The sequence below is a fragment of the Limnothrix sp. FACHB-406 genome (assembly GCF_014698235.1).
Taxonomy (GTDB): Bacteria; Cyanobacteriota; Cyanobacteriia; order CACIAM-69d; family CACIAM-69d; genus CACIAM-69d.
In genome coordinates, this window is record NZ_JACJSP010000005.1 from 57,064 (window position 1) to 70,071 (window position 13,008).

Consider the following 13,008-nt stretch of genomic DNA (forward strand, 5'->3'; position numbering starts at 1 on the left):
CTGGGGTGAATCACCTGGCCAGCGCACCCAAAGCGTCATATTAGAAACGTAGATTCGACTGCGAATGTCGATGCAGGGGTGAATTATGCAACCGCCCGTTCGACTATTGCCCTTTGCATTGTCCGAGTTATTTGCCCAAGTGACGGCGACCGGTCGCCTCACCCTCGCCGATCGCTACGGCTTGCTCGCAGCGCTCCTGGACGACTCGATCACGGAAGAGGAACGAGCCTCTATTGATCGTCTTTTGCGATCGATTCGTCGTGGGCGGGTGGAGATAGTGAACGATTTGTCCACACTGGTGTAGTGGGGTCAGTGGATCCCAGGATTTAATCCTGAAGGCTGCCTTGATCTCCTCAAACTCAGTCACAGCAATCGTTTCGGGTCGGCGGTCAACCCCTTTGGCCGCCATCCACCCAAGGGCAACAACTCCAACGACCGGGCTGAAGCATCACAATTCCCTCGCGATCGCGCCAGTCAAATCCACACCGCTTTTGCATCTCAGTGCGGTTTCTAGGCAACCCCTGAGATGCCTAAAGCCCTTAAAGCACACTCAGCACAGCTAAAGCGCCGTCCGACAGAGCCGGCGCTTTTTTCGTGTTTTTTCCGGTTTTTCCTGGCTCAGAATCGGATCCCGATCGGCCAGCGGTGAATTGTGGTGGACAGGCGGCGATCGTTGCAGCCCCAAAAGGGCGGGGCTGGAACCCCTGTTTTCTGATAAAATTTTCGGCAGCTTTTAATAAAATTCGTGTTGGAGAGGATACCCACAATGGAAGCCGCCTTGCTGTTGGCCAAGTTGCCCGAAGCTTACTCCGCCTTCTCGCCGTTGGTTGACGTTCTGCCGATTATCCCTTTGCTGTTCCTGGCGCTGGCCTTTGTGTGGCAAGCTGCTGTTGGTTTCCGCTAAAGCACGACACCTTTCGGCTAGGCCTAGGCTGAAAACCAGCCTGTTGAACCCCGTCCTCATCCAAAATTGTCCAAAAGCGTCCAATTTTGTCCCAGCCTCGCTGAGTTTCTCTAAGTTGCTCTGAGCTTAATGACCTGAGATTTCCTGTCTAGGTTTTGGCTCAACGACTGGACATTTGAGCGCGCGATCGGGAGCGATCGCCCACTGATTCAGCTCAGTTCAACGCAGCTTTCCTGAATTAGATCAACTCAGATTTTCATTATCTTCTGACCAAAAAGGCGTACGATCGTGCGCTTTTTTTGTGTCTGTCAAGATCCAAGTTAATTGCTCTGGAATTGCTCTGGAATCACTTTGGAATCGCGCTGGCAGGCTGAAGCTCTCACCACGAAAGTATCAAGCGGTGGTTTCTGATCCCTAGAGTCCGGCAGCCACAGGATTAAGCTAGGGCAAATTTCCAGGAAATCTTGCTAGGGAAAATAACTAGGAGAAACTTGCCCCCAAATCTTATCCTTCTCGGCTCTTATCCTTCTCGGCGCAGGTTGCGATATTGATAAAACACAAACGCATCAAATAAAACGCAAACAAAGCTACAGGCCAACCCAATGACCAACGTGCCTTGAATGGGGGAGCCATTACCAAAAACAGTTAAAAATAAAATGATGTGCTGCAATGTTGTGGCCGCAATCATATTCAAAACCGGCACGTAAACCCAAACCCCGATCGCCAGCAGCAAAATGCCCAAACCCGCCACGGGAATCAGAAAACCCAAGCTGGCGGCCAAAATTAAGGACTGCAATAGATCAATCAGCATTGTGTTTACGGAACTCAGGCGATCGCGCACCATTTGGCTATCAATGACCAATCCGGGACAACGCCCCGATCGCCCCCCGATCGCCCCCAAAACCTGTGCAATTTGTTGATACATTTCCACCCATCCTTGCATCGCCCCAATCCTCCCCGCTAAAACTTTCCCTGAGGCGATCGCTCCATAGTCTCAGCATTCACCCTGAAGCCGCATCACTGGTCTTGGCACACTTTCCAATCCAACACCAACTCCACTCAGCGATTGAAATCGGGGTTATTGGGCTGTTTGTTCCCTGACGATTGAGCTATGGCCGTGGGGCCGATCGCGTTTGTTGATTTTGTTGATGTTGATCCAGTTGATGTTGAGCCATCGGAGCGCTGGCTAAGGGTCTCCTGGGGTTGGAGCAGAATTTTCAGTCCGGTTTAAAAATGCACCCGATCGGGCAGTGAGTGATGAGGATGATTGCCTCGCTAGCTATGCCCCGTTGCTCTGCCCATCAATATACTTCCAGAATACGAATTGATTTTAGGGCTTTCCGTTGAAACACCGGTTTTGTCAAAAATCTTCAATATCAGACCTAATTAGACTCAAAAGGATGACGAATTATCAAATAACGATGTGAAAATACGATAAAAAATCATTACGCTTTTCCTGCTTTTGCATCATAGTTGACAATTGCCTTGTTTCCGTTTGCCTTGATTTGTTTCTAATCATGTTTCTAATCGTGTTTTGAGTCACGACTGTTGAGTCGCAACCATTGATCAGTGACGATTAATGAATGACTTTGTATGAATCATGCAGTGATTTTCTGTAGATTCTTTATGGATTTTTAAATTTTTATGAACCACTAATTTGGCAAACATCAGAAATCGCCCAGACCTACAACGAGGTCATGGGCGATCCGAGGAACTAGAACGAGTTAATGGACGCGAGCAAGAACTCCAGCACCAAGTAACAACTGTTTAGAAACTGGTTGAATCAAAGAATGCAAACCAGCTCAAAACGGACATGAGATTGGCGCAAGATTAGCTTGCCCTTAAGACAGCCACTCTAACTTGGCTTCTTCCTTGCTGTTGGTGTTGCGGGCGGGCGTTTGGCGCTCGAACTTCATGTGAATCGATCGCGTCTGTTCGCCATCGGCCGCCACCGCCATGATCGGATAATCGATCATGCCGTCTTGGAAGGACATCTGGAAGCGGAATGTCCCATCGGGATTCAGTTTGATCGGTTGTCCGCCGATCGTCACCGTGGCATCGGGTTCCGTGGCTCCGTAAACAATCAGTTCCGCATCGGCCACCAGCCAGAATTGACGCGGGCGGATGGGCGGCATCGAAGCCCCAAACCCAATCCCGGACATCATCATGCCCACACCGGACATGCCCATCCCCGAGGCCGACAGGGCCCCCGGCAGACCCGGCGCACCCACTGCACCAGCCCACATGCCCACGCCCGAGGGGAAGACATAGGAGCTGATGGCTTGCTCGCCCAGGTGCTGGATTGAGCCTGCGGGAACGGAACCGGGCACATGCTGCATGGAACCAAAGAGGGAACCGGCCACGCGCATGGCTTCGACTCCGGCGGCCATTCCAAACACCTGTTGGTAAATGGCGTTTTCGGCGGCTTGGGCGGCTTTTTGGGCGGGAGGAATCAGGGTGGCCACGGTGGTGCCGCGCAGATCCTGTTCCCAATCAACGGTTACAAATACGTCTTCGATCCAGTCGGAGGGATACACGGGCGGAATCCGAACCGGGGCCGATCGCGCCAGCACGAGCCACCGGCCGTCGCCGCAGCGGTAACCAATTTCGATCGCGTAGTCCCGATCGCTGATCGGAATGGGCAAGTACCATTCCCGAGCCAATTCATCGCAGGGGAACTCTTGAACCGTGTGGGCCCGTTGGACACTCAAGTCCAAATCGGTCACGTCATAAACCCGTAACGCAAGCTGAAGACCCCCTTGGGCCCGCAACTCAGCTTTGTGCTCATTGGGAATGTCCCAATAGGTGTAGGCCCATTGGGGATCGCGAGGCAACAGAAGAATCCGACTTTCGCCATAGCCACCGGGCAGGTCGGGCAATCCTTCATCAACACCGGAGAGAGTTTCCGGATCCAAAATCAGCTCTTCGGAGAGGTCGGCGAGGTTGTTCGGTTGTCCGAGGTCGAATTTTGCAGCTTCCACAGCTTCTTGGGCCTCAATGGTACGAACGGGAATAACTTGGGCGATGGCTGGCGGGGCGGTGGGTGGCGTAGGGCTAGATGCCGGCAGACCAGCCGATTTGGTCTGAATGGAGGCCAAAAGCTGATCTTTCCGCATTCGGCTATAGCGCGAGATACCTAACTCGCTGGCAACACGGCGCAGTTGGCGCAGTGTCATTTCCTCTAGGGGTGGACGTTCTTTGGGCGCGCTCATCAACTCGAAAGCTCCTCAGCGTATAGGGCAGGCCATCAAAGGGCGATCGCACGTCAATAGCAGCAATGATGCCTTGGGCACGGTTTGGGATGGGCGATCCCAATCTCAGCTCTTGATGGCCGTTATCCTACTGAACTCGATCCCCACCCGTCGAGGGCGATCAAGCTTAATGTCAAAATTTCATGACATATTGATCCGGATGTGCAAAACCCACTTCAGAAAATGTCAGGTTTTCTTGACTTATCCGAATTGAGAAGGGGCCCTACGCGATCGGGTCAGCGGCTGGCTGCCCCACCGGCAACCGCAGCCGAAACGTGGTTCCCTTCCCCAGGGTCGATTCACAGTTGATTTGGCCCCCGTGGCGATCGACCACGATTTGATAGGCGATCGCTAGCCCTAGGCCGGTTCCCTTGCCCACCGGCTTGGTGGTGAAGAAGGGATCAAACAACCGATGGCGAATGGTTTCGGAAATGCCGATGCCATTGTCTTGGATGACCAATTCCGCTTGGGGGCCCTGGTCGGTTTTCAGGGCCACCGTTTGCAGGGTGATGGTGGGTGTCCACCGGGCAGTTTCTCCTGAGCTTTGTTGAGCCATCTGCTGCTGCCAGGCCTGATCGAGGGCCTCGATCGCGTTGCTGAGGAGATTGATGAATACCTGGTTGAGCTGCCCGGGATAGCACCAAACGGGCTGTAGGTCGCCATATTGCTTAACGATGCGAATTTCTGGGCGATCGCTATACCGCTTTAGGCGATGGGACAACATTAGCAACGTGCTGTCGAGACCATCGTGCAAACTCACGGGTTTGAGATCTACCTGATCTAAACGTGAGAAATTACGCAAGCCCTGCACGATTTCCTGAATCCGTCGAGTCCCTTCCTCCATGGATTGGATCAGGTTCGGCAAGTCATCCAGCACAAAGGTTAATTCCTCGGTGTCGATGGTGGCATTGGCTGCCGGGTCGATCGCCCCTGATCCCGCCCCAGATTGCGTGAGTCCCAACAGGGTTAAACAATCCGTGAGTTCTTCAATGTATTGCCGCAATACCCCCAAGTTGCCATGGATAAATGCAACGGGATTATTGATTTCGTGGGCAATGCCCGCCACCATTTGCCCCAAGCTGGACATCTTTTCAGTTTGAATCAGTTGGGCTTGGGCACTTTTGAGATCCTCAAGGGCCTGGGCTAAATCGGCCGTTCTTGTGGTCACCCGACTTTCTAGGGTTTGATTGGCGGATTCCAGAGCGATCAGGGAATTGCGGAGGTGGTCGGCCATGCGGTTAAAGGCCTGGGCCAGCTCATCCAATTCGCGAATATCAAAGGTTTCCGCTCGGTGATTAAGCTGACCGGCCGCCAACTGGCCAGCCGCTCCGGCCAGAGACTGCACGGGCCGCCCCAAACGACGCGCCATCACCAGGCCCAGAAACACAGCCAGGACGATCACCAAACCGCAGAGCAGGGTTGTGACGCGGCGATTTGCCTCAATTTGCCCCATAAAGGCCGATCGAGGCACAGTGGCCACAATCACCCAATCGAGGCCATCGGAATCCCGCCAAGGGGAAGTCCAGAGGAGATAGGTTTGGTGATCGACCTGGAAGGTTTCTGACAGGGGACTAACCACGGCCCCCAAACCGCCTTTTTGATTCAAATGATCGAAAGCGGCGACCAATCGTAGATCATTGCTGGTGCGGGCAGTGATCCGCTCCAGGGTTGATCCCTGTTCGGACGTTTTGAGCACAAACAGGGGTTGCTCGTTGCTGCTGGCCACCAAGTTTCCGTTCCGCTCCAGAATGGTGATGGTTAATTCTGGGTGAACGTTCAACTCCTTGAGCATGGCGCTGATGCGGGCCAACAACAGGTCAACCCCGATCGCCCCGATCGGTTGGCCACGGCGATCACGAAAGGGAACGGCGTAGTTAATTGACACAAACTCTGGGGTGCTATCCCAAGCGTAAATGGCACTCCAGCCAGGACGGTTGCGCCGAATGGCCGCCTGATACCAGGGTTCTTTGCGGTGGTCATAGGAATACACCCCCAGCCGTTGCTGGCGACGACCTAGCCGATCGGCCCGATATTCCTCATAGCGCCAACCCAAGGCGGCCGATCGCTCCCCCACAATCAGCCCATCCCGCCCCACACCGGAGCCTGCAAACTCCCCCGTGGCTAAGCCGAAGTTGATGTAGCTGGCATCGAAGGCCTGGCGTAATTGCCAGCTATATTGCCCCACCTGTTGCAAATTCTGGGGAGAGACCAACTCCGAGTTGAGGGCCATCAGAAACAGCCGGGTGGCCCGCTTGGGTTGCTCAAAGTATTGGGCTAGGCCACCACGAATCCGTTCCCGGAGTTGCAGGTGCAGGCGATCGGACAGCTCTTGGACCGATTGCTCTCCCGCCCACAGGGACAGGGCCCCGGCCACCACCACCGCCGCACAGGAAAGGCTCACAAACGGAAACGTTAACACCCAAGCCAGCGATCGCCGCTTGGCCCGGGCAGAAATATCGGGAGGGCGAAAATAAGGCTCCATGGAATTGGGGGTTGTGGGGACTTTCGCAATCATTGGCTCAAAGTTGGGTCTAGACGGCGATGCTTCCCCGGCGACAGCGGTTAAATCAAGGGGCAATTTTGCAATTGCTTGAAACGCCTAACGCCAAGCGATCAACAAGCAATCAACAAGCAATCAACAAGCGATCAGCAAGTGATCAACAAGCGATCAGAGGCGTGGCGCTAGACCCCGCTGCCCCGTGGGCCATGCGGGGAGTTGAACTCACGCGCCCGATCGATGGAGGTCAGACGGGTGGGTGAATTCTCTTCGTTATGATTGCCAGAATTACCGATCTATTCAGCGATCGCCCTCCCTTCCGGTCGTGATTCCTTGGTTTTGCGGGGGCGATCGGCTCAAGGTCTTTGGGTGACTGCTTTCTAGCCCCCGCGTGACTGATCCAGATCCCCAAGGCGATCCAGATCACAGTGAGCGAATCGCGGTGGGCAAATCACGGTAGACAAATTACGGTAGGCAAATTACGGGGGGCGATCGGGTCAACAGTCACGAACCGATCGCCAACCCGAGGCCATCAACAGGCAGCACCATCAACAGGCAGACACCAAAACCTAGCCCGGCCAACGTTGGGGCGGTAAAACTGCATTGCGAAATTTGATTGCACAATTTCACCGCAAATTGCACCGCAAAATTTGATCGCGAAATTTCATGATTTGGCAGCAAAATCGGCCGAATACTTGGCTCCTTGGCTGCCGATTGTACTCAGCCGCCCATCCACACCGCTACAACCAGCGAGCTTGGTTCACGCGCCACTGTGCCAAAAGCTGCTGCTCCCGTTCCGGCGAAAGACCCGCCTTCAAATCCGCTTGGCGCGATCGATCCCAAGACCACAGATCGCGCACCGTGCCCGCCAGGGGGCGACATTTCAGACCAGCGGCCGCCGCCCGGCGAGTATCCATGCTGGTGAAGCCGCGCATGGGAGCTTCCTTGCTGGGGATCCAAAGGGGTAGCTCTGTCCAGGGCGCAACCCCCGCCTCTAGTAAAAAGTCCTCATGCACCCAATCGATCAGCGCATCGCTGCGGGTGACCCGGGCGCATTCATCCAACACTTTGTCTAGGGTGAGGGATTTTTCGGCAGTGCCAACGTTGTAAACCCCCGATCGCTGGGTTTCGCAGGTTTTGATTAGCCAAGCAGCCAAATCACGGGCATCGATCAGTTGTACCCACTGTTCCGGTGGCGATGGGGCTAACACGTCACCCCCTTGGGCTAGGCGACGCACCCAGTAAGTGAAGCGATCGGTGGGATCATAGGGCCCCACAATCAAGCTGGGGCGGGCAATCAACAATCGATCGCCAAAGGTCTCGGCCAACAGTTGCTCGCAACCTGCTTTCAGGGATCCGTAGTCATCGCCGGTTTCGATCGAGGCTTGGTCATCCAAGAGGGGCGATCTCAGGGGATCGTTTTCCGTGATCCCCGGCAACCCAAAATCTTCGTAAACGGAAATGCTGGATAGGTAGACGTAGTGACCCACCGCATTCTGGAGCCGGGCGGCCGTGTAGCGAGCGGCTCGGGGCACGATCGCGCTGGTGTCGATCGCGCTGTCCCAGGTGCGATCGCTCAGGGCGGCCAGGTCATCCGTGAGCCGATCGCCCACCAACCGCTCCACTGTTGGGAAGGGTTCCGGGTTGCGCCGCCCCCGAGTCAGGATGGTGACCTCATGGCCGCGAGCCACGGCCGCATCTACCAGATGCCGCCCCAGAAAGGTTGTTCCGCCCAAGATCAAAATTCGCATAGCCGTTGATTGTACTAGACCAACGGCCTGCGTCGCCTGTGGAGGGTCATCAACAGCTCTCGGGTCGATCGATCCGGTTGCTCCCGGGCGATCGCTGGGCCGTAGCCCTCAACGGTGTTTTAGGTCTCAACAGCCTTTTAGGCAGCCATTTCCTGGGGTTCCGGCTCGGCCTGCGGCTCAATGGCTAAGGTTTGGGGGGGTGGGTTGATGCCGTAGCAGTCTTGGCGAATTGTCCCCGTCAGTTGGCGCACATCGTCGCCGTCTTCCCCCAATGTGAGCAGTAGATGAGAAGTCAGTTCTAAAGCCGCTTCAAACTCCGGTTGCACCACCTCTTTGGCTCCCAAATTGGTCAGCCGCTCAATTTCCGCGCCATCGCGGGCCCTGGCGATCGCATCCAAATCCGGGGCAATCTTCAGGGCATGTTGCAACACCAAGCGGGTACTGGCGGGATCGGGTAACGCAATCGCCAGGGCCTTGGCGCGATCGATCCTGGCTTTTTCTAACACCAACTCCGAATCCGCATCCCCAAATAGGTAAGGAATTTTCGCTTCCCGCAGTTTGTTAATGACGGCTTCGCTATTGTCAATCACCAAAACTGGATAGCCTTGATCGCGCAAAACTTTGACGATGGTTTGACCAATTCGCCCATAGCCCGCCACCACCACTTGCCCAGCCAGTTCGTCCGGCATGGAGGTTAATTTTGGCTCCCCCAGACCCGAAAAATACTTGTTAACCCAAGACCAACGTCCCGCCACTTCCACGATCCAAGGCGCAGTGGCCAAAGACAGCGGAGTGAGCATTAGAGCGATCGCGGTGGTTCCTAGTAGCAGCAAATACAGCTTTTTATCAATTAAGCCCATGGCCAAACCTTGGGCCGCCAAAATGAAGGAAAATTCTCCAATTTGGTTAATGCCAAATCCGGCAAAAACTGCTGTTTTAAAGGAATAGCCAAATCGCAAAACCACTGGAGTGACGATCGCCGCTTTGCCGATCATCACTAACACCACCAGTCCCAAAATGGGAAAAATTTCTTCGATCAAAAGGTGGGGATCAATTAACATCCCGATCGAGGCAAAAAAGAGGCTGGCGAAGGTGTCCCGCAACGGCAAAATTTTCGAGAGTGCCTGATCGGCCTGGTCGAGTTCGGCAATCGTCACACCCGCCACAAAGGCTCCCATTTCGATCGACAGCCCCAGTTCCGCCGTCACGAAAGCTACGCCCAAACACCAGGCGATCGTGGTCAGCAAGAAAATTTCATTACTTTCCGTGGCCGCCACTGCGCTCATTAAGCGCGGCACAACCCACTTACCCGCCAGAATGGCCGCCCCCAAAAAAGCCGAGGCCTTCAGCAAGGCGATCGCCAACGCCTGCCCCAAGTCTTCCGGTTGGGTCAAGGCGGGCAGCACCGCCAACATCAATCCCAAAGCGATGTCCTGAGCAATCAGAATCGCCAGCATCACTTGACCATGGGGGGTGTTGGTTTCGCCCCGATCACTCAAGGTTTTCAGCACCACCGCCGTTGATGACAGGGCCAACACCACCCCCAAAAACACCCCCTCGGGCAAATCCTTCGCCCAGCCGGTGAGCGTGGTGGCCGCCGCCACGATCGCGGTGGTTAAGCCCAGTTGCAGCAGGCTGCCCTCGATCGCAATTTTGCGAACGCGCCCCAATTCTGAGAGAGAAAATTCCATCCCCAACGCAAACAGCAGAAACGCCACCCCAATTTCCGCGAGGGCTTCAGTTTGGGCTGCATCGCTGAGTAATTGCAAGCCGAAGGGACCAATAATGAGACCCGTCACCAAATAGCCCAAAATAACCGGCTGTCGGAGCTTATTGGCGATATATCCGCCAATAGCGGAGGTTCCAAGGACGGTTGCAAAGTCAAGAACAATGCCGTGTTCAATAGCCATCCTGAGCGCGATCCCGGGCTGATTGCGTAAGGTACTGCTCTTACATTAACGGAATTTACGGAAAATGTAAGATTCCTTAACGAAACGGTGAAGTGCTTCAGGCATCACCCATTCAGCACAGAGGGCGATCGGGGATCTCCTCCCGATCGCCCTCATTTGGGTCGCCAATTTGGAACGGGTTTGGGGGCAACGGTTAACCAATTAACCAACGTTCACCCGATCGCCCCACGTTTTTGTGGCCGGTACAGCTATAGCCAATAAACCTTCAGGCAATACACCTTCAGGCAATACACCTTCAGGCAATACAGCTACAGCAAATACAACAGCGCAAACAACACAATCCACACCACATCCACAAAGTGCCAGTAGAGTTCGGCTGCTTCGATCCCAAACTTACTTTGGTTGCTGTAATGACCTTCACGGCGCGATCGCCACAACACCGCCAAAATCAAAAACAGCCCAAAGCAAACGTGCAGTCCATGGAAACCCGTTAGCACATAGAAAGTGCTCGCAAACAGATTGGTGGTCAGGCTAAATTCCAAGTGAAAATATTCATAGAGCTGCCCCACCAAAAAGATGGCCCCCATGGCGGCTGTGATCCCAAACCATAGGCGCATTCCCTTCACATCATTGGCCCGAATGGCATCATCACCCTTGTGGATCACGAAGCTACTGGAAATCAGAATTAGGGTGTTAATGCCTGGCAACAATAGTTCCAGCTTTGGCGTGCCTTCCGGGGGCCAACTGGGCGCAACCGATCGAAAGGTTAAATAGGCCGCAAACAGGCCCAAAAAGATCATCGCCTCCGCCACCAAAAACAGAGCAATGCCAAACAGCCGCAAATCGGGATGATGTTCCTCGCTGCCATGGCTAGTGCTTTCGAGGGCGATCGACTGTTGAGAATCAACTGCGGAACCTTGCATAGAAACCCAAAAGAAAGAAGGACAATGGAACGGCTATCTTGAAATCCAGATGAAAATCCAAATTCCTAGCGTGTTGAGCCACTCAAAATATCAGAAGCCTTCAGTTGCGAAATTGGCTTGCGGCTTTCACCCCGTTTTGTCACCCCGTAATCATAGGGGCCTGTTTTCAGAACCGGCTGACCCACGAAATTGTGCTCCGGCGGCGGCGAAGAAACCGTCCACTCCAATGTCAAAGCATTCCAAGGATTAGCCGAAGCCTTTTCGCCAGCCACCCAGGAATAAACCGCATTCACCAGGAACGGAATGGTAGACACAGCCAAAATATAGGAACCGATGCTGCAAATTGCATTCACCGTTGAAAATTGCGGATCATATTCCGCCACCCGTCGGGGCATTCCCATCAAGCCCAAGTAATGCATGGGCAAAAAGCAAAGATTGAAACCCACCAGGGTCAAAACAAAATGTACTTTTCCCCAGGGTTCGTTTAACATTCGCCCGGTCATTTTGGGGAACCAGTGGTAAAGCGCCGCATAGAGACCAAATACACTGCCGCCAAACAACACGTAGTGCAGGTGGGCAACGATGAAATAGGTGTCGTGAACGTGAATGTCAAAGGGCACGGAGGCAATCATCACACCGCTGAGACCACCCACCACAAACATCGACACAAACCCGATCGCAAACAGCATGGCGGAATTCAGCCGCAATTTGCCACCCCAAATGGTGGCTACCCAACCAAACACTTTGATGCCGGTGGGCACGGCGATGATCATGGTGGCAATCATGAAAAACATCCGCAACCATGCCGGTGTGCCACTGGTGAACATGTGGTGTGCCCAAACAATCAAGCCCAACAAACTGATGGCAATGCTGGAATAGGCGATCGCTTTGTAACCAAAAATCGGTTTGCGAGCATGGACGGGCAAAATTTCGGAAATGGCTCCAAACAGCGGCAGGATCATGATGTAAACCGCTGGGTGGGAATAGAACCAAAACATGTGCTGATAGACGATCGGGTCGCCGCCCCCAGTGGGGTTAAAAAAGGCCGTTCCCGCCATCAAATCAAAGGACAACAGCACCAATGCGCCAGCCAGCACCGGGGTGGACATCAAAATCAAAATGGAAGCGGCCAACATGGCCCAACAAAACAGCGGCATGTCATTTAACGTCATGCCGGGGATGCGCATTTTGAGGATGGTGGCTGCAAAGTTGATTCCGCCCAAAATGGAGGAGGTTCCCAACAGCAAAATGCTGAGGATCCAAATTAGTTCACCCCATTGGCCACTGACCAAGCTGAGGGGAGGATAGGAAGTCCAACCGGCGGCGGCGGCTCCGGTGGGCACAAAAAAGCTGGCAATCAGCAGCAGCCCGGCCGGCGGAATCATCCAGAAGGCGATCGCGTTGAGCCGAGGAAAGGCCATATCCTTGGCCCCAATCATCAGGGGAATGAGATAGTTGCCAAAGCCTGCTCCGGCCGGCACAATCCACAGAAAAATCATCACCGTTGCATGGATGGTGAAGAGTTGGTTGTAGAGTTCGCGGCTCACGAAATCCACTTCCGGAGTAGCCAACTCCACGCGCACAGCGGTGGCCAAGGCTCCACCAATCAGGAAGAAGAAAAAGCTGGTGACAAGGTATTGAATGCCGATGACTTTGTGATCGACGCTGAAGCTAAAAAACCGTTGCCAGGGTTCGGGATCGGGTTCGATCGCGCCGGGCGTTCTGAGTTCTGCTGGAGCCATAGCAACGACAAGAGACAACAAGAAACAACA

General features: G+C 54.2%; 9 protein-coding genes and 1 pseudogene. 2 read left to right on the forward strand and 8 right to left on the reverse strand.

Going from position 1 to position 13,008, the window contains the following annotated elements:
* The first annotated feature begins 85 nt into the window (after positions 1 to 85).
* On the forward strand, positions 86 to 304 hold the full coding sequence (locus tag H6G53_RS06950) for a hypothetical protein (protein WP_099532855.1): 219 nt from the start codon (positions 86 to 88) through the stop codon (positions 302 to 304).
* A gap of 462 nt (positions 305 to 766) precedes the next feature.
* The gene (locus H6G53_RS06955) at positions 767 to 904 is read left to right on the forward strand and encodes a photosystem II reaction center protein K (RefSeq protein WP_099532854.1); all 138 of its coding nucleotides are present in this window, start codon (positions 767 to 769) and stop codon (positions 902 to 904) included.
* 520 nt (positions 905 to 1,424) lie between these two features.
* Here the strand turns inward: H6G53_RS06955 and H6G53_RS06960 are convergent.
* The 8 genes and pseudogenes from H6G53_RS06960 to ctaD all read right to left on the reverse strand — a co-directional run bounded on the left by H6G53_RS06960 (position 1,425) and on the right by ctaD (position 12,978).
* Entirely contained in the window at positions 1,425 to 1,847 is a 423-nt protein-coding gene (locus H6G53_RS06960) for a hypothetical protein (protein WP_099532853.1), read from the reverse strand.
* Positions 1,848 to 2,745: 898 nt separating this feature from the next.
* The gene (locus tag H6G53_RS06965; protein WP_099532852.1) at positions 2,746 to 4,116 is read right to left on the reverse strand and encodes a DUF4912 domain-containing protein; all 1,371 of its coding nucleotides are present in this window, start codon (positions 4,114 to 4,116) and stop codon (positions 2,746 to 2,748) included.
* Between the two features lie 262 nt (positions 4,117 to 4,378).
* Complete coding sequence (locus H6G53_RS19200) at positions 4,379 to 5,389, reverse strand: sensor histidine kinase (protein ID WP_370567796.1); 1,011 nt, start codon at positions 5,387 to 5,389, stop codon at positions 4,379 to 4,381.
* A pseudogene (locus H6G53_RS19205) lies at positions 5,384 to 6,670 on the reverse strand (cache domain-containing protein); the annotation flags it as partial. The pseudogene H6G53_RS19205 and the gene H6G53_RS19200, both read right to left, overlap by 6 nt.
* A gap of 722 nt (positions 6,671 to 7,392) precedes the next feature.
* Positions 7,393 to 8,403: an NAD-dependent epimerase/dehydratase family protein gene (locus H6G53_RS06975; protein WP_190531679.1), complete on the reverse strand. Its 1,011-nt coding sequence runs from the start codon at positions 8,401 to 8,403 to the stop codon at positions 7,393 to 7,395.
* Positions 8,404 to 8,540: 137 nt separating this feature from the next.
* Entirely contained in the window at positions 8,541 to 10,313 is a 1,773-nt protein-coding gene (locus H6G53_RS06980) for a cation:proton antiporter (protein WP_190353801.1), read from the reverse strand.
* 308 nt (positions 10,314 to 10,621) lie between these two features.
* Positions 10,622 to 11,236: a heme-copper oxidase subunit III gene (locus H6G53_RS06985; RefSeq protein ID WP_099532848.1), complete on the reverse strand. Its 615-nt coding sequence runs from the start codon at positions 11,234 to 11,236 to the stop codon at positions 10,622 to 10,624.
* 65 nt (positions 11,237 to 11,301) lie between these two features.
* Positions 11,302 to 12,978 (reverse strand): cytochrome c oxidase subunit I, encoded by a 1,677-nt coding sequence (gene ctaD, locus H6G53_RS06990; RefSeq protein WP_190527866.1) that lies wholly within the window; start codon positions 12,976 to 12,978, stop codon positions 11,302 to 11,304.
* Positions 12,979 to 13,008 lie beyond the last annotated feature (30 nt).